General features: G+C 58.5%; 17 protein-coding genes and 1 pseudogene. 4 read left to right on the forward strand and 14 right to left on the reverse strand.

Annotation, left to right across the window (positions count from 1 at the left end; translation table 11 throughout):
* Position 1: 1 nt before the first annotated feature.
* The 13 genes and pseudogenes from hypF to HZZ13_RS01970 all read right to left on the reverse strand — a co-directional run bounded on the left by hypF (position 2) and on the right by HZZ13_RS01970 (position 13,461).
* Positions 2-2,257, reverse strand: coding sequence for a carbamoyltransferase HypF (gene hypF / locus HZZ13_RS01910; protein ID WP_197957956.1), 2,256 nt, complete (start codon positions 2,255-2,257; stop codon positions 2-4).
* Positions 2,254-3,210, reverse strand: coding sequence for a hydrogenase nickel incorporation protein HypB (hypB, locus tag HZZ13_RS01915; RefSeq protein ID WP_197957957.1), 957 nt, complete (start codon positions 3,208-3,210; stop codon positions 2,254-2,256). Before hypB ends, hypF begins: the two co-directional genes overlap by 4 nt.
* Complete coding sequence (hypA, locus tag HZZ13_RS01920; RefSeq protein ID WP_197957958.1) at positions 3,210-3,551, reverse strand: hydrogenase maturation nickel metallochaperone HypA; 342 nt, start codon at positions 3,549-3,551, stop codon at positions 3,210-3,212. The genes hypB and hypA overlap by 1 nt, the downstream gene beginning before the upstream one ends.
* A complete protein-coding gene (locus tag HZZ13_RS01925; RefSeq protein ID WP_197957959.1) occupies positions 3,544-4,638 on the reverse strand; it encodes a hypothetical protein in 1,095 nt (364 codons plus the stop codon). Before HZZ13_RS01925 ends, hypA begins: the two co-directional genes overlap by 8 nt.
* Before the next feature lie 100 nt (positions 4,639-4,738).
* Entirely contained in the window at positions 4,739-5,593 is an 855-nt protein-coding gene (locus HZZ13_RS01930; RefSeq protein WP_197958105.1) for a hydrogenase expression/formation protein, read from the reverse strand.
* Positions 5,593-6,030: a hypothetical protein gene (locus tag HZZ13_RS01935; protein WP_197957960.1), complete on the reverse strand. Its 438-nt coding sequence runs from the start codon at positions 6,028-6,030 to the stop codon at positions 5,593-5,595. The genes HZZ13_RS01930 and HZZ13_RS01935 overlap by 1 nt, the downstream gene beginning before the upstream one ends.
* 191 nt (positions 6,031-6,221) lie before the next feature.
* A complete protein-coding gene (locus HZZ13_RS01940; RefSeq protein ID WP_197957961.1) occupies positions 6,222-6,512 on the reverse strand; it encodes a HypC/HybG/HupF family hydrogenase formation chaperone in 291 nt (96 codons plus the stop codon).
* A 16-nt stretch (positions 6,513-6,528) separates the two neighbouring features.
* A complete protein-coding gene (locus HZZ13_RS01945; RefSeq protein WP_197957962.1) occupies positions 6,529-7,113 on the reverse strand; it encodes a HyaD/HybD family hydrogenase maturation endopeptidase in 585 nt (194 codons plus the stop codon).
* 40 nt (positions 7,114-7,153) lie between these two features.
* A complete protein-coding gene (cybH, locus tag HZZ13_RS01950; protein ID WP_376707014.1) occupies positions 7,154-7,849 on the reverse strand; it encodes a Ni/Fe-hydrogenase, b-type cytochrome subunit in 696 nt (231 codons plus the stop codon).
* Positions 7,839-9,628 (reverse strand): annotated as a pseudogene (locus tag HZZ13_RS01955) (nickel-dependent hydrogenase large subunit). Before HZZ13_RS01955 ends, cybH begins: the two are co-directional and overlap by 11 nt.
* Positions 9,629-9,641: 13 nt before the next feature.
* Positions 9,642-10,742, reverse strand: coding sequence for a hydrogenase small subunit (locus HZZ13_RS01960; RefSeq protein ID WP_197958106.1), 1,101 nt, complete (start codon positions 10,740-10,742; stop codon positions 9,642-9,644).
* A 701-nt stretch (positions 10,743-11,443) separates the two neighbouring features.
* Positions 11,444-12,706 carry a serine hydrolase domain-containing protein gene (locus HZZ13_RS01965; RefSeq protein ID WP_197957963.1) on the reverse strand — a complete coding sequence of 421 codons (1,263 nt, stop codon included), beginning with the start codon at positions 12,704-12,706 and terminating at the stop codon, positions 11,444-11,446.
* A 65-nt stretch (positions 12,707-12,771) separates the two neighbouring features.
* A complete protein-coding gene (locus HZZ13_RS01970; RefSeq protein WP_197958108.1) occupies positions 12,772-13,461 on the reverse strand; it encodes a molybdate ABC transporter permease subunit in 690 nt (229 codons plus the stop codon).
* 1,152 nt (positions 13,462-14,613) lie between these two features.
* On the opposite strand from HZZ13_RS01970, the gene dctA reads away from it, so the two are divergent.
* From dctA to HZZ13_RS01990, 4 genes are all read left to right on the forward strand, one after another.
* Positions 14,614-15,924 (forward strand): C4-dicarboxylate transporter DctA, encoded by a 1,311-nt coding sequence (gene dctA, locus HZZ13_RS01975; protein WP_197957964.1) that lies wholly within the window; start codon positions 14,614-14,616, stop codon positions 15,922-15,924.
* 963 nt (positions 15,925-16,887) lie between these two features.
* On the forward strand, positions 16,888-19,563 hold the full coding sequence (locus HZZ13_RS01980; protein WP_197957965.1) for a PAS domain S-box protein: 2,676 nt from the start codon (positions 16,888-16,890) through the stop codon (positions 19,561-19,563).
* Entirely contained in the window at positions 19,560-20,243 is a 684-nt protein-coding gene (locus tag HZZ13_RS01985) for a response regulator transcription factor (RefSeq protein ID WP_197957966.1), read from the forward strand. The genes HZZ13_RS01980 and HZZ13_RS01985 overlap by 4 nt, the downstream gene beginning before the upstream one ends.
* Positions 20,244-20,289: 46 nt before the next feature.
* The gene (locus tag HZZ13_RS01990) at positions 20,290-20,715 is read left to right on the forward strand and encodes a response regulator transcription factor (protein ID WP_376707015.1); all 426 of its coding nucleotides are present in this window, start codon (positions 20,290-20,292) and stop codon (positions 20,713-20,715) included.
* 881 nt (positions 20,716-21,596) lie between these two features.
* On the opposite strand, the gene HZZ13_RS01995 is transcribed toward HZZ13_RS01990, so the two are convergent.
* On the reverse strand, positions 21,597-22,424 hold the full coding sequence (locus tag HZZ13_RS01995; protein WP_197957968.1) for an Effector protein NopP: 828 nt from the start codon (positions 22,422-22,424) through the stop codon (positions 21,597-21,599).
* Positions 22,425-22,572 lie beyond the last annotated feature (148 nt).

The following is a 22,572-nucleotide window of genomic DNA, read 5'->3' on the forward strand; positions in this document are numbered from 1 at the left end:
ATCAGGCTGTTCCTCCCCTGGCGGACGACTGTTGAGCAATCTGCAGAGCGGCAATCCAGGCCTGGCCAAGGCTCAAACCGCCATCATTGGGCGGCACCCGCCGTGGCACGAGCGGGGTAAGGCCGGCAGCGCTGCAACCGCGCGGGATTTCCTCCGCCAGCACCGCGTTCAGGAAGCAGCCGCCGCTCAGAACGACAGTATTAACGCCGGTTGTCCGCGCGGAGCGGGTGACCCAGTCAACGCAGGCGGCGGCAAAGGTGCCATGAAAAAGCCCGGCTCCGCCTACGGCGTCAATGTCATCTGCAATCAGCCGCGCAAACATCGGACGAAGCGACAGCACGCAGCCATCGATCGTCCAGCCGGCTTCGATAATCGCAGTCCGCCGCACCAGCGCCTCGAGCTTCATCGCCGCTTCGCCCTCATAGCTCTGCAAACTCGCAATCCCCAGCAGCGCCGCTGCCGCGTCGAACAACCGGCCCGCACTGGTGGTGGTGGGCCCGCCCGGCTGATCGAGCATGGCCGAGACACATCTAGCCTGCCGTTGCGCCGCAAAGCGCAGCCCGATTTCATTACCCCGGTCGAGCCCGTGTAGTACTGCGCTCGCCATGCGCCACGGCTCGCGAGCTGCACGATCTCCACCAGGCATTTGCAGCGGCGCTAAGTGCCCGATGCGTCGGCACCTCGGCCCTTCACACAACAAAAGTTCGCCACCCCAGTTACCGCCGTCGGAACCAAAGCCATGGCCATCGAGCACCAGGGCAAGCGCAGGTCCCGCATGACCATGCTCGGCGATCACTGCGGCAGCGTGTGCGTGGTGATGCTGGACAGCCACCAGCTCGCGGCCATTTGCTTCCGCAAACCGGGTAGAAGCCATATCGGGATGCAGATCATGGGCGACGACGACAGGCTCCACGTCAAGGCTCGATGTGAGGTGTCGGATCGTCTCCTCGAACGCACGAATGCCTTCGGCCGTATCCAGATCGCCAATATGCTGGGAGACGAACGCTTGGTTGTCCCGCGTGATGGTGATGGTCGATTTCAGCGCGCCCCCGACTGCGAGCACGGGCGGTACAGACCTCGCAAGCCGGATCGGTTCGGGAACATAGCCACGGGCACGACGAATGAATTGCGGCCGGCCAGCCACCACCGACACCACGGAGTCATCAGCACGCGTCAGGATATCGCGATCATGGGTCACGATAACGTCGGCGATTCCCTTGAGCCGGCGCAGCGCCTGTGCGTTGTCGATCAGGAGCGGTTCGCCGCAAAGATTGGCACTGGTGGCGACGATGACCGGGCCGTCCCCCGCACATGCTCCTGCCGAGCGAAGCGCGTGAAAGATGAGGTGATGCAGCGGCACTACAGGCAGCATGACACCCACACGTGACAAGCCAGGAGCTATGGCGGGCGCCAGATTGTTTCGCGAAGGCAGAAGGACGATGGGACGTGCTGCGCATTCGAGCAGCGCAAGCTCGGGCGCGTTCGCCTCCGCGATCTCGCTGACGCGCTCTATGGAATCGACCATAACCGCGAACGGCTTCTGAGGGCGCTGCTTTCTTCTGCGCAAACGCTGCACCGCGTCCTGGTTACGCGCATCGCAAAGCAGCTGGTATCCACCCAGCCCCTTTATCGCCACGATTTGTCCCCCAGCGATTGCCGCGACAATGGCGCTGATCTCATGGCTGAGCCGAGGACCGCATGCCGGACACGCGATCGCCTCCGCATGAAACCTACGGCTCGCCGGATCGCCATATTCAGCCGCGCAGGCGGCGCACAGCCTAAAAACCCTCATCACGGTGTTGCGGCGATCGTACGGAAGCCGTTCGGCGACGGTGTAGCGTGGGCCGCAATGGCAGCAACTGATGAAGGGGTAAAGATAATGCCGATTTTCTGGATCGAACAGCTCACTGAGACATTGCTGGCAGGCCGCAGCATCCGCGACGATCTGCGTTGACAATTTGCCGCCTTCGCTCGTGCCGATCGAAAAGTCTTCCGCCGCGAGCGCCGCAGTCTCCCGAACGCAGATGTGGTCGATGCGTGCCAATGGCGGCGCCTCGAGCGGCAACATGGCGACAAACTCTGAGACCCGATGACCCTCGACCTCGATCGTAACGCCCTCGGGGCCATTGATGACAAATCCCGCCAATCCGTACCGCATAGCGAGTCCATAGACGTAAGGACGAAAGCCGACCCCTTGCACGGCCCCACTCACGCGCAGGCGTAGCCGTGTTCGGTCGCAGGTGGCTGCGGCGTTCATCGCCTTGTGTCCTCTACGACGTGCCTCTGATGCCTCGCCTGTCTATCGATCCAGGCGTAGAGCGCGCCAAAACCCTCGCCGGTACGAGCCGAAACTACAAGCACGTCGATCTTTGGATTGACGCGTCTGGCGTATTCGATCGTCTTACCCAAATCGAACTCAAGCAGCGGGGCCAGATCAATCTTGTTGATCACCATGAGCGAAGAAGCGGCAAACATATCAGGATATTTGAGCGGCTTGTCTTCACCTTCGGTAATCGACAAAACTACGATCTTGCAGGCCTCACCAAGATCGAAGGCTGCGGGACAGACCAGATTACCGACGTTCTCGATGAAGAGAATGCCGTCAGTGAGCAGCGGCAAGCGCCGATGAGCCTCGCCAATCATGGCAGCATCGAGATGGCAACCCTTGCCGGTGTTGACTTGAACGGACGGCACGCCGGCGGCCCGAATGCGTTCGGCATCGTTCGAGGTCTGCTGGTCTCCTTCGATGACCCCGACCGGGCGGCTGCGCTTGAGCTCGGACACGGCGCGGACAAGCAGCGTCGTTTTACCTGCACCAGGACTGGACACAAGATTAAATACAAGCAGGTCATCGGCTGCGAAGAGCGCACGGTTTTCCGCCGCAATCCCATTATTCTTGCCAAGAATGTCGCGCTCGATCTGAATGACCCGCTCTCTGCTCATGCCCGCGACCTTCAAGCCAGCCGGCCCGGCGCCGCCGCTCAGCAGCGCCTGCCCGCCATGAGCCTGGTGATGGGCAAAGCGATGATCGTGACTATGACTCTCGCGAGCATCGTATGAACGCTGCAGGCCTTGGTCGCCATGCGGGTGGTAACGGCGAGCGAAATCGTCCTGCATATCAGCATAGTAACGCGCGTGGCTCTCCGCATCGTGCGCCTTGGCGCGTGCGGTCGACGGCGTCCCGTCAGTGCAGCCGCAAACGGTACACATCAATCGATCTCCAGCTCTTTCACGCGCATCTGTTCGCCCGTGGTTACCTGCAACTGATAGCTGCCGCAGCGAGGACAGCACTCACCGCGCCGTGCAATTTCGACGCTCTTCGAACAGCTCATGCACCAGGCGACGCCTGGAAGTTCGACGATGTTAAGGACAGCGCCCTCGGCAACGGTCCGCGTTGCAACGACAGCAAAACAGAACCTGATCGCTTCAGGCGCGGCATGACTCAGCGCTCCCATCTCTAGACAGACGCTCCGCACCCGCGAAAACGACCGATGACGTACCTCCTCCTCGACGATTTGAATGATGCCAAGACAAATCGCCATTTCATGCATCGCCAACTTCGCGAAAATTGAGGGTGAACCCGACGCACGGATCGAGCGATGCAATCACCGCATGAACTGAATCCCGATGTCGTCTCGCCGTCAGCACCGCGCCCTCCAGGCTGCGGACAAGCGGTCCGCGCTGGTGGAAATTCCACTCCGTCGGCGCAAGGAATTCGAAGCGGGATATCCGGCCTTGAGGATCAAGCTCAACCGCGTGGTAGAGACGACCCCTGGCGCATTCGACCGCGGCCGCTGCACGGCCGGGCCCTAGCTTATATCTTTCGATAATCCCATGCTCCGCCGACTCGATATGAGCACCGGCCTTGAGCCAGGCGCATAGCCGGAGGATTTCCACAATTCTGGCTTTCAGCCGCTCGGCCGCGCCGGATGGGCTCGGCGAGAGTCGATCACGCTTCATTTGGCGCGCCCATGGACCCGTCTCAGGCGCATGTCCGTCAAGATCGGGACAATAGCAAAATGTCGCGTCATCCACGAGCAGCCGTTTAATGATGTTGCGGTCGTCGGCAACGGACAGGAACGAGTGCTCCGCCGGAATTGATTTCAGGTCGATCTCATTAAGCGCTGCAATGCGAAGCGCCAATGGGCTACCGGACCTCAGCGCGCCACCCTCATTCGGCATGCCGAGCGCAGCTAGCGCAGCCACAATCCGCGCTGTTGCTTCGCGTTGAGCGGAGCCCCAGGGTGTCTGTGCGGTGCCGACTAGCGCTGACATTTCCCGCCTCAGGAAGCGGATTGCCGCCGCACTGGCGATGTCTTGCGTAAGATGTCCGACAAAGAGGCCCCGTAGCAATTCCGCGATGCGCTCGGTAACGATAAGCGCAATACGATGCTGTTTTGTTGTGCGGGTGATCGCTTCGTCGCGCGCCGTCTCGATCGCGGACAGCAGTGCGGTTTGCTGCGCAGCGGCACACAGCGCGAAGAGCCGCGGCAGCACATTGAGCAGCGACGAGGCCTGTTTGCCGGCGAACAGCCGCGCCAGCGGCGGCCGGACTCGCGGCAGGATCTCGACCGCGGCGACTACGTCGGCAGCAAGCGACACGGTGACATCGATTTTGCTGCGGGCAGCGAAGCTCATGCGCACCGCTCCGCCAACATCCTGCGCAAGGTATGCCGGCGGTCGCTGCACACGCGCTGTCTATGGGATCCCACCCAATGCCGAATGTTCTCCAAGCTCTTCATGTGAAGTACGCCTTAATCATTTCGTGCATGCGTTCGGCAGAGTCCTGGAAATCTTCGTCGGCAGCCAACGCAACAATCGGCACGCCGCCGACCTCGAGCGTATCAAGGATGATATTGTCCGTAGAATTGAAGAACTGCACCGACCAGACATTCCTGATCCCGGTCGCCTGCACTCGGCACGTGCCGTAACCGCGGAAGATGAGTTGGACCGGGCCATTGCCCACGCTGTGCTGCAGGAATGCCAGATCGATAACGCTCATCGGCAGCAACGTGAGATTGATGACATGCGCGCGCATGCCAAACCGCCAGACGCGCGACCGCTCGCGTATTTCCGCGAGCAACGATTGCACGTTCATCGCGCCGTCCGGCGCCGCGCCGATTACGATATCGGCGGACGTCAGGTCACTTGCGGCGCTCCGGACAATCTGCGGAATCGCCCCGACCTCAACATATTCGTGCGCCGGATCGGTCCCGATGCGCACGCGCCAGATTCCCGCAAGCACGGACTCCCGGATTTGCGCCAAAGTGCCATCTGGCAGCGCAACCACGCCAGCAACCTCACCTTCTCCGAGCACTTCGCCAATCAGCTTGCGCTCGGGATCGCTGAGATTCGCGAGTCCGTACTGTTGCGTCCGAGCGCCGCTTCTCTGGCCGCCAACGGCAGCAGCGGCATTCGATAACAGCGCGGTGGCATTCGGATAGTTCCTTGCAAGCTCGTCGCCATCGCGCCAGCCGCTGGCGAGCGCGCTCGTCGACCCGCTATGGAATACATCGAGACTTCCAGAGCCCGTGACAAGCTTGCTCGCCACCCGCTCGGTGCCGTCCGATACAACGCGGAGCGCTGTCTTCATCATGCGACGTTCCGTTGGCTTTCTCGAGAGCCCTTGCCGACACAGGTGCTGCCGGCGTGTGACCGAACGATCTGTACCGAAATGCGGTCGATCGTGACCAAACGGACCGGTCTCCTGCCGATCACGCGGAGTGTACCCTGCGGACCGCGCAGGCTCAGGCTCGACGGGCCGCGCAGGCCGAGCCGGCCGACCAGCTCGCCACTAACGCCGACCGCAGGCACTGTGCCTCGAATGCGCCGCCGAAATGCGTTGACCATTTCAGGACGGAAGAACGCGGGCTTGACGATCCGGAGCAAATATAGGGGATCGGCCACCGGCTGCGGCATCACGGCCGCCCTCATGGGAACGTGCGCGACTAGGCGCGCATCGACGCTGACGCCCCTCACCTCGGGCGGAGCGGACCGCGCAAAACCATGCTGCGCCGGCTGCAACTTCATCACACGCCTTCTGTAAATGTTCGGTTCTGCTAACAGGCTATTAGCAAGGCGCATGCCAACCATTGTCTGTTGGCGAGTCCCACTCGAACCAAAGACTCGAAGCGCCTGACATTTTCCATGCAAAGGTTAGGTGCGACTGGAAGCCGATGTGTGAGCAAGCGCAGTGGGCGCAATATCCGCAAGCGGACCCGCTAGCGTAGGTGCTCCGGCAATTGCGGCTCATGACCAATCAAGTCTGCAAAGAAACGATCGCAGTCCTGGCCGTTGAGGCTGGCCTCAAGCGCGTCAAGTGCTTCCGAGATCAGCCTTGCTTCATTTTCGTCCAAAAGCCGCACCGCGCTGTCGATATGAACGAGCACCTTTGCGCCGACCACGGCGTCGGAGAGCAGCATGACTGAGACGCGCCGCTGTTCATCGCCATACTCGCACAGCGCCGTAATGCTGTCGGTCTCGAGAATCGTCATCGGCAAGCCAAGGCACATGGTCAGTCGCGGGCCGCTAGATCGGCTGCGCCCTCATCTCATAATTTGCATGGTCGATATTGTTCGCTAACAGTCGTTCTGATGCAGGCAGCGGCGCGGTCCGCGGTTTTGCCGGCGATTCCCACTGCGCCAGGAGTTTGCAAGCTAGTTCAATGGCAGGCGCAATTTGAAAGCGTACCGGGGCGGTCAGCGGACCGCCCCAATGCTCCAGGTCCAGCGGCTGACAGCCGATGAGAGCGAGCTCTCGCGGGCGCCGGCCAAGCAGGTCGGCCGCACTCAAGACCTCCTGAAAGCCGGTCTGATGCAGGCTCATCTTCTTGGCGGCGGTAAATTTTGGCACTTCGTCATCTCGCACAAGCTTCAACTGCCCGGGCGGCAATCCATAGTCGATCGCATCGAACACGATCAGGCAATCGGCCTGCTCGAGAAAACTGACGAGGTAGAGCCCCTGTGTGCCGCCATCGAGGACGGTGACGTTGTCATCGATGGCGTAGCGGCGATGAAACTCCTCGACCACCCGCACGCCGAATCCCTCATCGGCCCACAAGATATTGCCGATGCCGAGCACCAGAATCCTCTTCTTGTTCTCCGGAGCCAGCATCCGCCTCTCAGTCAATCGCGAAACCCGCGCTCACCCGAAATTATAGATCAGATGCTCCTGGGCGACATGTGTCTTCCCGGATCACCGCGTAGATGTGGACCAGCGCAAAGGTCACGATCACCCACAGGCCGAGATGATGCCAGGTATGGACGTCCTGACTGTTCGGCCAAATTGAAAATACCCAGCTGAACAGCTTGTACTGCCAGCTGTCAGTACCTGCACCTTGCCCATAAAGTGCAAACCCTGTGACGACCATGAACGTGATCGTCTGCGTAAACATGAAGAACATTGCGAGCTGAGCGAGACGGTTGCGCCCGACGCGCCGCTCGGGCTCAACTGTAAGGAACGCATACGAGCGAATCTCCTGGTACACCTCGCGCCAAAAGCAGCTGCGCCAGAGCGGCACCCAAAAGATCTGCATGGCATGCGCATTTCCCTTTAAAGCCCAGTAGATCCGCAGAAGAAAGCCGATACTGAGCACATATCCCGCCGATAAATGAGCAAAGCGGATATAGCCGAACAGGAAATTGTCGGTTGCCTCTCCCGACATCGCCGGTGTCGCGGTTCCAATGAGATAGCCGGTTAGACTCAGTATCAGAATGGCCGCGGCATTGACCCAATGCCACAGTCGCACCGGCGCGCAGGCGATACCACCGCCGATGCAGCGTTCAGTCGGTGCCGCATCGACGGCGGCAAGGAGCTTCCGAGCCCTGTTCGGCAAGCCCCTAACGAACATTGACTGAAGCCATTTCCTGGCCCTCAGGACTCATCACGTGGGTCGAGCAAGCCAAGCACGGATCAAAGGAATGGATCGTGCGCAAGATCTCCAGAGGCCGCTGCGGATCGGCCATCGGGGTACCGATCAGGGAGGCTTCAAAAGCGCCAATATTGCCCTTGGGATCGCGAGGAGATCCGTTCCACGTCGTCGGCACAACACATTGATAATTGTCGATCTTGGCGTCCTTGATCTTGATCCAGTGCCCAAGCGCACCGCGCGGCGCCTCAGTGAACCCATAGCCCTTGGCCTCCTTGCGCCAGGTTTCCGGCTTCCACCTGCTGACATCGGCAGTTGCCGTATTGCCCCCTTGATGTGGACTACCAACTTATCCTGGAAATAACGCATCTGATGCGCCGCCCACTGGCATTCGAGCGCCCGCGCCGCAGTACGGCCAAGCGTTGAGAACAGCGCAGTCAGGGGAAGATTGAGCCCCTTGAGCAGTCTCTCGGCGGGCTCCTTGAACTCGGTTTTGTTTTGCGCATAACCCATGATATATCGCGCTAACGGCCCGACCTCCACGGCGTGGCCGCGCCAGCGCGGCGCTTTGATCCAGGAATACTTGCCGCCCTCATCGAGTTCCTTGATATCTGTCTTGCTGCCTTTGAGTTTTGGCCCAAGTTCAAAACTCGGCTCAGTGATACCGTCCCAGGGATGCAGTCCACAGCAATCGCTGGGGTATTTATACCATGAATGCGCGACGAATTCCTGGATCTGCTCGGGATCACCATGGTCGATCGGCAGTATCTCCTTGAGATTGCCACCAAGAATGACCCCGCGCGGCAGCTTGAGGCTTTTGGCGGAACAGTCATTTGCGTTTTCGGGGATGTCGCCATAGGACATCACGCTTTTACTCGAAAGTCCGCCGCCATGGAGCCAGTCCTTATAGAACGAGCAGATCGCGGCAATGTCGGGCAGGTAGACCTGTTCGACAAACTCGATCGAACGGTCGACGATCGAGGACACGATGTTCAATCGCTCCATATTGATCGCACCCACCGCGCCAGTTCCGTCGATGTTGATCGCGCAGGGCACGCCGCCGACCAGCCAGTTCGGATGCGGGTTCTTGCCACCATAGATAGCTTGGATCTTGACGATCTCCTTCTGGAAGTCGAGCGCTTCCAGATAATGCGCTACAGCCATCAGGTTCGCTTCCGGTGGCAGCTTGTAGGCCGGATGCCCCCAATAGCCATTCTTGAACGGACCGAGTTGCCCTGATCCGAAGAATTTGGTGAGCCGGATCTGCAAATCCTTAAAATAGCCAGGGGACGACAGCGGCCAGGGCGAGATAGACTGCGCGAGCGCGGAGGTCGACTTGGGATCGGCCTTCAACGCGGAGACCACGTCGACCCAATCCAGCGCGTGCAGGTGATAGAAATGTACGAGGTGATCATGCACGAGCAGGCACAGCTGCATGATGTTGCGGATCGAATTGGCATTCTCCGGAATCGCAATTCCTAGTGCATTTTCAACCGCGCGCACGGAGGTGAGCGCATGGGTGCCGGTGCATACACCGCAAATCCGCTCGGTGAACGCCCAGGCGTCGCGCGGATCGCGCCCGCGCAGAATAACTTCGATGCCACGCCACATTGTCCCGCTGGAGACCGCATTGCGGATCACATTGTCTGAATCGAGATTTGCTTCAACACGCAGGTGGCCTTCGATCCGCGTCAGCGGATCGATGACGATTCGCCTGCCGGAACGATCGAGATTGAACCCATTCGGTGTCTGGACGGCCACCGTCGCCCTCTCCTCAACTCGGTTTGCTTTTGTGGGCTGCGCGATCCCGGTTGTGGGTCAACCGCTTCGCGGCGGTGACCGCCGCGTGGGCAGCGACGGTTAGCCCAACTGCGCCGGCAGCGGCCATGCCGATCTGGTCGGCGTTCGCCTCGATGCCGAACTGCTTGATCGCTGTGAGGCGGTCGTAAAATGACCCCTTATCCCAGAAGCCGTCTTCGGAGCAGCCGAAGCAGCCGTGGCCGGATTGAATCGGAAATGAAATGCCGCCGTTCCACCGAATGGCAGAACAGGCATTGTAGGTGGTGGGCCCCTTGCAGCCCATCTTGTACAGGCAATAGCCCTTGCGTGCGTACTTATCGTCCCACTTTTCGACGAATTGGCCAGCGTCGAAATGGGAACGCCGATAGCACTTGTCGTGAATCCGCTCGGAATAGAACATACTTGGACGCCCATGGCGATCGAGCTCCGGAAGCTTTCCGAACGTGGTCATAAATGTCACGAGACCACTCATGACCTCTGCGATAGGAGGGCACCCGGGCACTTTGATGATCGGCTTGTTAGTGATCACCTTATCGATCGGCACCGCGCCCGTCGGATTGGGCTTGGCCGCTTGCACGCATCCCCAGGACGCGCACGTGCCCCAAGCGATGACCGCCACGGACTCTTCCGCCATGGACCTGAGCTTTTCAACGAACGGCTTGCCGCCGTCAATGCAGAACATGCCACCCTCGTTCAGCGGCGGATTGCCTTCGACGGCGAGCACATACCTGCCTTTGTACTTGGCACGAGTTTCCTCCAGGATGGCTTCGGCCTGGTGTCCTGCCGCCGCCATGATTGTATCGTCATAGTCGAGCGATATCATCGACAGCAGCGCGTCCTTGATCAAGGGATGGGCCGAGCGGATAAAACTTTCCGAGCAGCAGGTACACTCGAGCCCGTGCAGCCAGATGACGGGCACACGCGGTTTGGTCTCCAGGGCATTGGCAATACTGACCGCGGCGAGCGGACTAAGTCCCAAGCTCGCGGCAGTCAAACTGCAGAATTTGTGGAAACTACGACGCGTGATACCCTGACGTCTGATCACGCTGTAGAACGTTTCTGTTGCACCACCCATTAAGCCTTCCATGTGAGGGTCGTCGGCCGTAACGAATTACTGACGTTTAGCAAGAAACAAGCCAGCGAACCGAAACACTTGATAGCTGGCACGCCACCGCTTCTGGCTTTGCGGACAGTCGAAACCAGCCAGCGAGCCACAAGCTGCGCCATTGATCTGTCATGCTATTCGTGTCGGGTTTTGGACGTCGATGTGAGCACTTCAACAGAGCAGCACCATGGTTCACTACTGCGGTGACCATGTCATGCTCGCTCTTGCACGACCGCGACACTGACGCGGCATGCCGATTGTTGAATAGAATAGGTGCAGTTGACGGGGACCGCACTGCCCCCAGTCTCAATCAGACTTGCCGATTGCTGACCAATGGGGCGTTAAAGCCAGCTCGTAGTCGCAACTGCGGAAAGCAGCCCACACCCAGAGCGGCTGTCGAGCGACGAAGAGAAGCCGCAATGTGAGCCCCGATGCGCACGCAGCGTTCGCTTTTTAGGTCTGATCGATCCGATCTGCGTTCGATTCAAAGGGGCGCGCGCACCGCATCGCTGCAGTATCTTGGGCGAGAGCCTGGACGTTCAGAGCTAGCGCGATTCGGCCGACGCGGATAGCAGGTGACGGCGCCGGCTTTCAGTTGACATCGATGGGTAGCAGCAACACTGTCTGCCAAAAAACAAAACGGTTGATCGCGCCTTTCGACGGGAAGCGGATTATCGGATTATTGCAGCATAGACGATATACTGGACCTGTTCGCGGTAATACTTCCGGATTTCTCCGGGCGCTGCCGTTCCGACCACCACGACGAGATGCTCCTTTGGGTCGCAGAAAAATTGTGTCCCGTAGGCGCCGGTCCAGGTGAACTCACCTGGATTGCCCGGAACCGCCGAGAGACCCTCGTTTATGCGTACAGCCACTCCGAGCCCGAAGCCGAAGCCGGCACGGTGCGGCTCCACATTGGCGACCCTATTCTTCATCTCTGGCCCGAGGTGGTCGGAGATCATGTGGCGCACCGTCTTCGGACCGAGAATGCGCTGCCCATCGAGCTCCCCGCCGTTGAGCAGCATTTGTCCAAAGCGCACGTAGTCACCGACTGTCGCAAATGCGCAGGCTCCCCCGCAGTCAAATTTCGTCGGAATTTCGAGGAGCTCGATTTCTTGTGGCTTTCCTGTCAGCGGGTCGTCTGGAAATGGATGCGCGAGGCGCTCGCGTTGCGATTCCGACAAATGGAAAGTGGCATCCTGCATTCCGGTCGGCTTCCACAGGTTGCTGGCCAGATAGTCGCCCAATCGTCGTTCGCTGACCTGTTCCACGACAGCTCCCAGCACGTCGGTCGAGAAGCCGTATTCGAATTCTGTCCCCGGTTGGTGCGCTAGCGGCAGCTTGGTAATGGCTTCAATGAACGTCTGCTTATCGCCCCTTAGTGGCGGAGCGGCGAAATCGGGATAGAGACGCGCCACTTGGTCTGAGCTGTCGGGGGGCGCGCCATAGGTCAGCCCGGATGTGTGGCGATATAGATCGTGGATGTAGATCGGAGAACTCTGCGTTTGAAATTCTAATGAGCCGTCTGGCAGCGGCACTCCCACCTTCATGTTTGCGAATTCCGGGTAGTAATCCGTAAGCCTCGCCTGTAGAGGCAGGCGACCTTGCTCCATGAGGATAAGCCCGGCAACGGCCACCATCGGTTTGGTCATAGACGCAAGCGCGAACATCGCATCGAGCGGCATCGATTTTCCTTTCGCAGGATCGAGTTGCCCGTACGCCTTGTAGTGGATCAGCTTGCCGTCTCTGGCGATTGCAACCACCGCGCCCGGCACGCGTTTACTCGCGATCTCGCGAGCGAAGAACTCGTCTAGCTTGGCGAGGCGCTGCTGAGAAACGCCAACATCATCGGCCGTTGCTTCAGGCAGAGGCGCGGAGTGCACTGAATTGAAGCCGATTCCAGCAGCCGCCGCGGCCATAACAAGCTTTTTCATTGTAGCCTCGCAAGGATGGATAGATCCGCTCATCGGTCGTGATCGGATATGTCCGACCGGCAAGCCTAAGACGGTTCAATGCCTCTCTTGGCACAGTATTTGTCGATGAGGGCTAAGGTGAAGATCGCTGCAAACGCGAACATCACCATACCGCCGGCAATCACACTCGCCTCGCGCCAGCGCGACGCTTGGACGTAGTCTACGACGTAGGCTGACAACACCTTGGTGCGCCCAGGAATGTTGCCGCCGATCATCATCACGACGCCGAATGTGCCGATCGTATGAGAGAAGCCAACCACGGCGGCTTTAACAAACTCCAGTCGCGCCAGCGGCCCGCTGATGGTAATGAAGGTATACAACGACGAAACGCGTCCCGTAGCTTTCAATGGACGATCGCCTATCGCAACAAAGGCGTTACGGATCGGTTGCACCACCAACGGCAGCGCCGAGAGGACCGATCCGATCACGATTCCCGCGAAGGTAAAAGCGAGCGTGCGCTCGCCCCACAAAGAGGCGAGAACGCCACCCGGTCCGTTTGGGCCGAGCAACACGAGTACGCAAAAACCGAGAGCCGTCGGTGGTAGCACTAGCGGTAGGGCGATCATCGTCGCCACCGCCTCGCTCAAAAGAGTCCTTGAGCGCGCCAGCCACCAAGCGAGGGGCACACCAATCAGGAGGAGGATCACGGTCGTCACGCTGGCGAGCTCAATCGTGAGCGCAACCGATTGCGAAATCTCTGCCGAAAAGACATCCATGTGGGTCAGCCCAACAGTCCGAGCAGGTCGCCGTGTCGGCACAGTGATCGCCTGCACGTCCGGCTCATCCAGCGATGTGGCGCAGATCGCCCTTTAGTCGCGCGGCACTTCGTGGCGGCCGCCACATTCGCGCGCGTCGCTTCTGCGAGCAGCAGCAGCATCGCAATACTCATCGGCAACTCCTGCGACTGGGCCACGTCCATCTATCTGACGGCGGAAGCTCCTCGTTCGTCGTCAGCAATTCCTGTGCCGCGTGCGAACTGTCGCGCGCTCTATGCTCAACGTGCGAAATTCGCATAGACGCCCACATCAATGTGGCGTGAACCCAACGCCCTGTCAGATTTCAGGCATTTTTGTTCCCGAGCAGACAGCGACACGCCCCGCAACGAAGGGGTCGCTTTTGACGCCCTCATGATGCCTGTTTGATTCGTCGATGGCTCAACCGCCGCACTCGCCACGCTGGCAATGCAACGGATCTCAGCAAGACTGCCGTTTGGCAGTAACGGGAACGATCTAGCTGAGAAATCATCGTAACGCTGCTTCTGCGACGCGGCAAAAGGCACGAGGAGCCGAGAGCGAAGGCCGTCTGCTTAATGCGCATCGCTAGCATAGGCCTGGAGACAATGCCCCGTCGCGAACGAGCTTTGCCGTTGGCGACAATGCAGTGCATCGATCAAAGATTCTTCCGCGCAATCGAGTTCCTAAACCAGGCTTCCATCGCGTAAATGCCTACAATCCAAACTATGAATTTTACCGATGTCACGTACTGTTGCATCCATCTCAGCAGTCGGCGCATATCGATCACGCTAGGGCTTCGCGGCCGAGACGTGACTCCGCTAATGCGCCCAGCCGATCAAGTTAGGAGTCACGCTGGACCTTTTTTGTTCGACCTTGCGAACGCGGTCCGAGCACTCAAACCGATGCCGCCGGCGACAGACGGTTTGTCCGCCACTGCTTAGTCTGCGCATTTTGGCATCTGGTGCAGATCTTGCTTAAGAGAAAGGATAAACGCAACTCGCCTGCCTTTGGAATGACGCGCCGACTCTCGGAACCGTCTTCAATCGCACACGGCTGAAAATGAGTCTCGTATGACGCTGTCGCCTCTCAAAGACGCGGCGGCTCACACTCGAGCATATTCGGGAAGGAAGCGTCATGACCACCATGTCAACTGCGGCGCCAGCGCGCGCGTCGCAAACTTGGTATAAGATTCTCTACGTGCAGGTGCTGATTGCGATCATGATTGGCGCCATGGTCGGCTGCCTATGGCCGTCCGTCGCGACCAACGACTGGGTCAAGGCGCTCGGTGACGGATTTATCAAGCTCATCAAGATGGTGATCGCGCCGATTATTTTCTGCACCGTCACATCCGGTATTGCGCATATTCAGGATGCGAAGAAAGTCGGACGCGTCGGCGTCAAGGCGCTGGTCTATTTCGAGATCGTCTCCAGCTTTGCCTTGCTGTTGGGCCTTGTTATGGGCAATCTGGTCCAAATCGGCCATGGCCTTGCGGTCAAGCCGGATGCTGCGGCGGTCGCCAATTACGTGAAGCAGGCGGAAGCCTCGAAGACCGTCGATTTCTTTCTCAACATCATTCCCGACACCATGGTGGGCGCCTTCGCTCGTGGCGATGTTCTGCAGGTTCTCTTGTTCGCGATTCTATTCGGCTTTTCGTTGATGGCGCTGGGAAAGCGTGGGGAGCGGCTGCGCGGCATGATCGACGACGTCGCGCACGCGGTGTTCGGCGTAATCGCTATCATCATGAAAGCGGCTCCGATCGGCGCCTTCGGCGCCATGGCCTTCACCGTCGGCAAGTTCGGGCCGGCAGCACTCGGCAATTTGATCGCTCTGATCGCGCTGTTTTACGCGACTGCGGCGCTATTTGTCGTGGTGGTGCTCGGTTTGATCGCGCGCCTCGTCGGCTTTTCAATCTTCAAGTTCATTGTCTATATCAAGGACGAGATACTGATCGTGCTCGGCACTTCGTCCTCTGAAAGCGCGCTGCCGCAATTAATGGAGAAGCTCGAACGGCTGGGCTGCTCCAAGCCCGTGGTCGGCCTGGTTGTGCCAACTGGCTACTCCTTCAACCTCGACGGCACCAATATCTATATGACACTTGCGACATTGTTCATTGCCCAGGCACTCGGGGTCGAGCTCACCTTTGGCCAGCAGCTCACGATCCTGCTCGTTGCAATGCTAACGTCGAAGGGAGCAAGCGGCGTCACCGGCGCGGGCTTCATCACGCTCGCTGCGACGTTGTCGGTGGTCAACCCAGCGCTGGTGCCGGGCATGGCAATCGTGTTTTCAATCGATAAGTTCATGAGCGAGGTGCGCGCCCTTACTAACATCACCGGCAATGGCATCGCCGCCGTGTTCATATCCTGGTGGGAGGACGAGCTCGAGCACGCGACGCTGCGGGCTCGGCTCAACCAGCCCAACGTTTCCACCACTATCGACGCACGATGATTCCAGTGCGCAGGCCCTTGCTCCGCGTCGCGTCCCGGGAGCCACCCTGAAAAGCTGCCACCCGAGCAAAAGAGTAGGAGATCTTTAACAGTCATTTTCAAGGGCGTCTTTAGCTGTCGAGCTCCCGGCCATCTGAACGTTTCTGCAACATTTTGCCGTCCCAGATAATGGGACTGCGACAGAACGGTGCACCTGACGACCTAGGTGTTGGTCCGCCTACAATTGCCAATGTGCGCGGTCATTGCACTGACCTCGCCCAACCAACGACGTGGTAGCGATCTTGCTGACGCAACTCGTCATCCCTTGTTACGGTCCGCGCTGCCGCATTAAATCGTGATGGGTGTGATCAGCATGGATTAGATGGTACCTCGACGGAGCCATGGCGGCTCGCACACGGCTAGTGTCGGTTCGGCGTCGTTGGCGCGCGCTCACCGGCTAACCCGGAGACAAGTCCTCTCACCTAGGCGTAATGGCCCTAAGGCATACAAGGCAGCCGGGTAACTTCACCTTCGTATCTCGGCACATGACGATTGCGCTTTCTTCCGCATACCGATCGTAACGGCGAGATGAATCGTCCGGCAGCTTGTCCCTGTTCTTTCCGGTTTGGCGAGGCGCGCCTGATTGTTTCGGTTCAACGTCTTGACCGAACTGCAGCCGCTGTCCTCGTCCGGCCGGCGCAAGGGGGTTGTCCTCGGCTGCAACCTCAAGCGCCTGCCCGGAGGTTATCGGCAGCGGAGGAAAGCAGACATCTCAGCTTCCACTCCAGGCGTGTCAGCGCGCCATATTGAAAGGTTTAGGACAACTATACGTATGTCTGTGATGCGTTTTTTCTTCGCGCGTGCTCAGTTCAGCAAGCAATCGATCTCGGAACCGCTCACAGCGGGTGCTGGTGCCGAGTATTGCCCCATTTTTGCCTAAAATGTTATAGCTCTCCCGCCGGAGAACAGGCCGGACGGTATCAAAATGCGTAGCCAGATCAGCAGTTTAAAGCGCTCAGCCACTCAGTTCACCTTCGGCTCCATAACGCTGGCGGTTGTAACACTGTCTTGCTTGTACCTTCACGCGCATTTCGCGGCGACGGCGTTCGCCTATTTGTTAGTGGTATTGCTGTTTTCGTTGATGGGCAGCTTCATCGCGTCGTCCGCGCTTTGCATCGTAGCCATCGCTGCTCTCGCTTACTACTTTGCGCCGCCGGCGTTCAGCCTGCGAATCGATGACCCCCAAGATTTGCCGGTGGTTGTTGCATTCTTTATTGCTTCGATTGTCGGAGCGCACCTGATCGGAAGGCTGCGCCAGGAAAGAGAGGCTGCGCGTGTAGTTGCGGCCAAGCTTCAGCGGAGTGCGGCCGATTTGGAGGATCGCGAAAGACGGTGGCGCGCCATCTTCGAGCACAATCCGGCCATGTATTTCATGGTCGATGAAGCCGGCACTGTCCTCAACGTCAATACGCTCGGCGCGACACAACTCGGCTATGCTCGTGCTGAACTGATCGGTCGATCGGTGCTGGACGTATTTCTCGAGGCGGATCGCGCGTTCGTTCGCGAATGCGTTCGGACGTGCCTTGAGGATATCGGACAAACGCGCACGTGGGACGTCCAGAAAGTCAGGAAGGACGGCTCGGTGTTGTGGGTACGTGAAAACGCCAAAGCCATGCTCTGGGCGAATGAGCAGCCCATTATCCTTATCGCCTGCGAAGATATCACGGAGCGAAGGCGGACCGAACTTGCCCTGCAGCGGAGCGAAGCACATTTAGCCCAGGCGCAGGAGTTGAGTCACACGGGAAGCTTCAGCTGGAACCCCACTACGGGCGAGGCCTTCTGGTCAAAGGAAACATTTCGGATTTTCCAATTAGATCCTCAGACAGTGCCACCGGGGCCGCAGCTCGTCGTTGAGCGCACTCATCCAGATGATAGGGCTTCGGTTAGAGAAATTATCGATCGCGCGAACCGAGACCCGAGCGATTTCGAGCACGAATATCGGCTTCTGCTACCGGACGGCTCGGTAAAGCACATTCATGCGCAGGTACGAGCGACGAGGACAGCCTCTGGGGACATCGAGTTTGTTGGGGCAGCTACGGATATTACAGCGGCGAGGCGAGCAGAACAGCAGCTGCGCCGGAGCGAGGCCTATCTGGCCGAAGCCCAGCATCTCAGTCACACGGGCAGTTGGTCCTGGGACGTCTACCGTCGAGATTTCATATATCGCTCCGCCGAGGTCGATCGTCTGTTTGGCTTTAGCCCACAAGAGCCGGTATCGATAGAGATCATTCGATCGCGCATCCATCCCGAAGACTTGCCGCGGCTACAGGAGGTGCAGCGCCAGGCGATTGAACACGAGGAGGAGCGGTTCGAGTATGATTTTCGTATCCTTCTACCAGATGGCGGGATAAGACGCATACACTCCGTTGCGCACGTGGTGATCGGCAGCGATGGTCACGTCAGCGAGCTGATCGGAACACATATGGATGTCACCGAGCAACACGCAGCTAGGGAACGCCTGGAAAATACACTTGCTGCGCTGCGCGAAAGCGAACAGCGCTTTCGCGACTACGCCGAAACAGCTTCCGACTGGCTCTGGGAGACTGGGCCCGATCATCAGGTCACTCACTTGTCCGAGCACACCAGCGCTGCGGGAATTTTGGCGACAGGATTGATGGGCCTGCTTCGTTGGGACATTGCGTGCGACGTCGAAGAGGAGCCCGAGAAGTGGCGGCAGCATCGGGCGACGTTGGAAGCCCATCTTCCGTTTCGAGATCTCGTCTACCGTACAGTGAATCGGACAGGATCTCCGATCTACGTGCGAACGAGTGGCAAGCCTTTTTTCGATGGAAAGGGCAATTTTCTCGGCTACCGTGGCGTCAGCACTGACATCACCGCTACCATTCGCGCCGATCAAGCCGAACAAGAACTACGAAAGGCACAGGCGGAGCTTGCGCATGTGACGCGTGTAACGACGTTAGGAGAGCTGACGACTTCCATCGCCCACGAAATAAACCAGCCACTCGCCGCTATTATCAGCAACGCCGATGCCTGCCTCGGTTGGATGGGTCGCGAAGCTCCTAATCTTTCCGCCGCGCGCTCTTCGGTGGAGTGGATCATCGAAGACGCAATCCGGGCAAGCGAGGTGATCCGTCGTGTTCGCGCGCTCGCGAAGAAAGGCGAGATTGAGATGGTGCCGCTCGATATCAATGAGGTCGTTAAGGATGTCATTGCGCTGGTAACACGAGAGCTGGTGAGCCACCGAGTGACGTTACGAACCGAGTTGGCCGCAGCGCTGCCTACGATCCTCGGCGACCGGATTCAGCTACAACAGGTGATCATCAATCTGGTGATGAACGGAATCGAAGCCATGGACGCAGTTACAGACCGGACGCGCGAACTGCTGATTCAGTCATCAAAGGACGATCTGGGGCACGTCCAGATTGCCGTGACCGATTGCGGCGTCGGCATCGCCGAGAACGACGCGGACCGCCTCTTGGATCCCTTCTTCACCACCAAATCGAGTGGTCTTGGAATGGGTCTTTCGATCTGCCGGTCGATCGTGGAAGCTCATGGCGGACGGCTGTCAATGGTCCACAAAGATGGACCGGGCGCGACCTTCCAGTTCGCCCTGCCGCTGCATAAGGAGGCCGTCTCGTGACAGGACGATTTGACACGCCAGGTGAAGGCAGCAACGCCAAGGCCTCGACAAAGGCGATCGTCTTCGTCGTCGAGGATGACATCTCCATGCGTCGCTCGCTTACGAACCTTTTTCAATCGGTAGGGTTAGACGTCATTGCATTCGGATCGGCCCGCGAAATGCTGCAAAGCACAATTCCGGACGTTATTAGCTGTCTAGTTCTTGATGTCCGGCTGCCAGGCTTGAGCGGCCTTGACTACCAGACCGAGCTAGCGAGGTTGAACATACATATTCCGATCATTTTCATTACCGGCCATGGCGACATTCCCATGACCGTCAGGGCCATGAAGGAAGGAGCGGTCGATTTTCTCAGCAAACCGTTTCGCGATCAGGAACTGCTTGACGCCGTCGTTGCGGCGACCGAACGCGATCGCAAAAGACGGGAGGCTCAGCAGATGGTCGCGAACCTGCAGTCTCTATTTGAGACCTTAAGCCCGCGCGAGCAGGCGGTGATGAAACTGGTCGCTGCCGGCCTGATGAACAAGCAGGTAGCCGCCGAGCTTGGGCTCGCCGAGATTACGGTCAAGATCTATCGAGGACACGTAATGAAAAAAATGCGCGCACGGTCGCTGGCCGACTTGATCAGGATGACTGAGACGCTGGGAATTCGCGCTAATCGTCCTGAACAAACCCAAGTATGATTTTACAATTTCATCAGTCGAGCCCACTTTTCGCCGAAGGTGGCTAATGCTTGCAGCCGCTATTCCCGCGTCAGGAGGGCTCGTCTTGTCCACGCCTTTGATTTCCGTCGTTGACGACGACGCCTCAGTCCGTGCGGCGACAGAGAATCTTTTGAGATCGCGTGGCTACATCGCCCAAATATTTGCGTCGGCCGAGGAACTCCTGAGGTCCCCGCAATTGGACGAGACATCCTGTGTCATTACCGATGTGCAGATGTCGGCTATGAGCGGCCTGGAGCTGTTGGCAGAGATGCGGACACGTGGTTACGACGCGCCATTCATTTTCATTACTGCTTTCCCCAACGACCGCGTGCGCGCGTCAGCGCTGGGCGCCGGCGCGATTGGCTTCCTCGCCAAACCCTTTGCAGGACAAGCGTTACTCGAATGCCTCGACACCGCACTGAACGCGTATGACGGCCGGCGCGACATCTGATGCAATCAACCTGCGGCTTGGGTTGATGTCCGATCTAAACGCTCCACGCGTCGATCTCGCCGCTGATCAACCTCTTCGAGTCAAAGATGCTACTTACTCTAAGACCAAGCGAGCGAGAGACCAATTGTCGCCTTGTCGATACTTTAGCGACCATCGCCGGGCGGCAACATTGGTGCAGAACAACCTTATGGCTGCGAGTGCTGGAAGGACACGCCAGCTCGACTCATTCTGCAGATCGACGTTCAACGTAATGCTCATCCAAAGCAATCGACGACCCTAAGCCCTTCTTAACTCGCCTGGATCGTTTCTATATATTCCATTGCAGAGCGGAGCTGGCCGAGAGCGATCGACAAAGCAAGAGATTGGCTGTTCGCAGCCGACTGCAGTGACGATGATAACGGAGCTTCGCCCAGGACAACCGCCTCGCGTCCTGTGTTGAGGCTTTTCTGGTGAAAGCGCCCTGAACGATGATCGTGCTCTCGGCGTCGTTATGTCCGTTGACGCACGCCAGCCGTCTTGCCCATCGGGCGCCGCTTCGCTGTGCATTTCCTTACCCACCACTCACGGCAGGCGCTCACGCCCTTACTACTTCGTAGGCGTCATCTGTAGACGACTTCTGGCTCCAAGCCGTCCAACGGCTCGGCACAACACGCCCGGCCCCTTGGCGGCCGGGCGCACTTTGGCGGCACCCCATGCAGGTCCTCGCCGCAGCGAGCATTGTCACAATTGCCTTGCGCAGTGAGCCCCTACTTCCAAGGCTCAAACAGATCAGCAACCGCTAAGCAAAGGAGCACTCTGGGGACAGTATTCTGAGCCAACTCAGAGGAACTCTCCAACACAGAGGATTGGTCTACTCCATCGGGCCAACGGTGATCCCATTGTCACATAAAATCATCCTCATAGTCGTATGTTGAGGGGCTCGCTGAGATCTCGGTATCACTACCCTCACTGTCGTCAGCTTTGGAAAGATACAGCGCAGCAGTACCTTTGCGCTGCCATTCGCCATCGCTATTCCTTACCCACTTGTCTGACTTCTCTGGGTCGAGAACCATGTTGTCGGCGTCAACCTCGACGAATCCCATCTTTGCCGCACGGGCTCTCGCTTCCGAATTAGCCGGACGCAAATTGAGCAGCGGCTGTTTTCCGTCTAGTCGAAGCTGGTGCTCGAGCAGGATATCGCCAGCGTTCTCGACAAGCGGATGAACGACTTGAAGATCCACAGTAGAGGTAGTCCCTTGGCGTCCAGGAAATAGCTTCTTCCACCTTTTTTCGTCGAACTCGGTCATGCTGTCGCCGCCTTCCGTTCTTAGAAGTCCAACACTCTTGTTGCCCAATTGGTAGCTGAAGTATCGCGCATTCTCGGAATCTCGGGTTCGCCCGTAGTCTTTGGCAACTTCTGCAGTTCGCCTTGCCTTGCCGGACACGAAGTCGGAATACTCTTGGGGGTTGTCGGCGATTTTTATGATTTCGTCACCATGATAGGCCTCCGCGGCTTTTCGGAATAACTGACGATTTTTGAACTCTATTATGGGAGGGGTTGAGACGAGCGAATACGGTCTTGTTGCCGAAGATGAACTGCTACTGGAACCAGATTCGGCTAAGCGCATATTCGCGAACGCATCCGCAAAGATGTCTGCGTCCATTTGCTCATCAATTTCGGCAAAGTCAGAGGATTGGAAGTAGGACGAGCCATTGATCCGATTATACATGGCGATTGGTGCTCCCGTCGGACATACATTTCCGCATCTAGTTTAGGCCTGTTAGGCCCAGCAGCGCTGATAGGAAGCCTGGCTTACCAAAACCTGACGTGGCCGCCCTCACGTTAGGGCAACCAACGACACGGCGGCACGCTCGTGC

Source organism: Bradyrhizobium agreste, assembly GCF_016031625.1.
In the GTDB taxonomy this organism is placed as follows: Bacteria; Pseudomonadota; Alphaproteobacteria; order Rhizobiales; family Xanthobacteraceae; genus Bradyrhizobium; species Bradyrhizobium agreste.

Coding starts and splice junctions, on each gene's coding strand:
- HZZ13_RS01930 (WP_197958105.1), bottom strand. CDS start 5,593: ATGAAGACAGCGCTCCGCGTTGTATCGGACGGCACCGAGCGGGTGGCG.
- dctA (WP_197957964.1), top strand. CDS start 14,614: ATGACCACCATGTCAACTGCGGCGCCAGCGCGCGCGTCGCAAACTTGG.
- hypA (WP_197957958.1), bottom strand. CDS start 3,551: ATGCATGAAATGGCGATTTGTCTTGGCATCATTCAAATCGTCGAGGAG.
- HZZ13_RS01960 (WP_197958106.1), bottom strand. CDS start 10,742: ATGGGTGGTGCAACAGAAACGTTCTACAGCGTGATCAGACGTCAGGGT.
- HZZ13_RS01980 (WP_197957965.1), top strand. CDS start 16,888: ATGCGTAGCCAGATCAGCAGTTTAAAGCGCTCAGCCACTCAGTTCACC.
- HZZ13_RS01945 (WP_197957962.1), bottom strand. CDS start 7,113: ATGCTGGCTCCGGAGAACAAGAAGAGGATTCTGGTGCTCGGCATCGGC.
- hypF (WP_197957956.1), bottom strand. CDS start 2,257: ATGAACGCCGCAGCCACCTGCGACCGAACACGGCTACGCCTGCGCGTG.
- hypB (WP_197957957.1), bottom strand. CDS start 3,210: ATGTGTACCGTTTGCGGCTGCACTGACGGGACGCCGTCGACCGCACGC.
- HZZ13_RS01990 (WP_376707015.1), top strand. CDS start 20,290: ATGCTTGCAGCCGCTATTCCCGCGTCAGGAGGGCTCGTCTTGTCCACG.
- HZZ13_RS01970 (WP_197958108.1), bottom strand. CDS start 13,461: ATGGATGTCTTTTCGGCAGAGATTTCGCAATCGGTTGCGCTCACGATT.
- HZZ13_RS01995 (WP_197957968.1), bottom strand. CDS start 22,424: ATGTATAATCGGATCAATGGCTCGTCCTACTTCCAATCCTCTGACTTT.
- cybH (WP_376707014.1), bottom strand. CDS start 7,849: ATGTTCGTTAGGGGCTTGCCGAACAGGGCTCGGAAGCTCCTTGCCGCC.
- HZZ13_RS01935 (WP_197957960.1), bottom strand. CDS start 6,030: ATGAAGTTGCAGCCGGCGCAGCATGGTTTTGCGCGGTCCGCTCCGCCC.
- HZZ13_RS01965 (WP_197957963.1), bottom strand. CDS start 12,706: ATGAAAAAGCTTGTTATGGCCGCGGCGGCTGCTGGAATCGGCTTCAAT.
- HZZ13_RS01940 (WP_197957961.1), bottom strand. CDS start 6,512: ATGTGCCTTGGCTTGCCGATGACGATTCTCGAGACCGACAGCATTACG.
- HZZ13_RS01925 (WP_197957959.1), bottom strand. CDS start 4,638: ATGAGCTTCGCTGCCCGCAGCAAAATCGATGTCACCGTGTCGCTTGCT.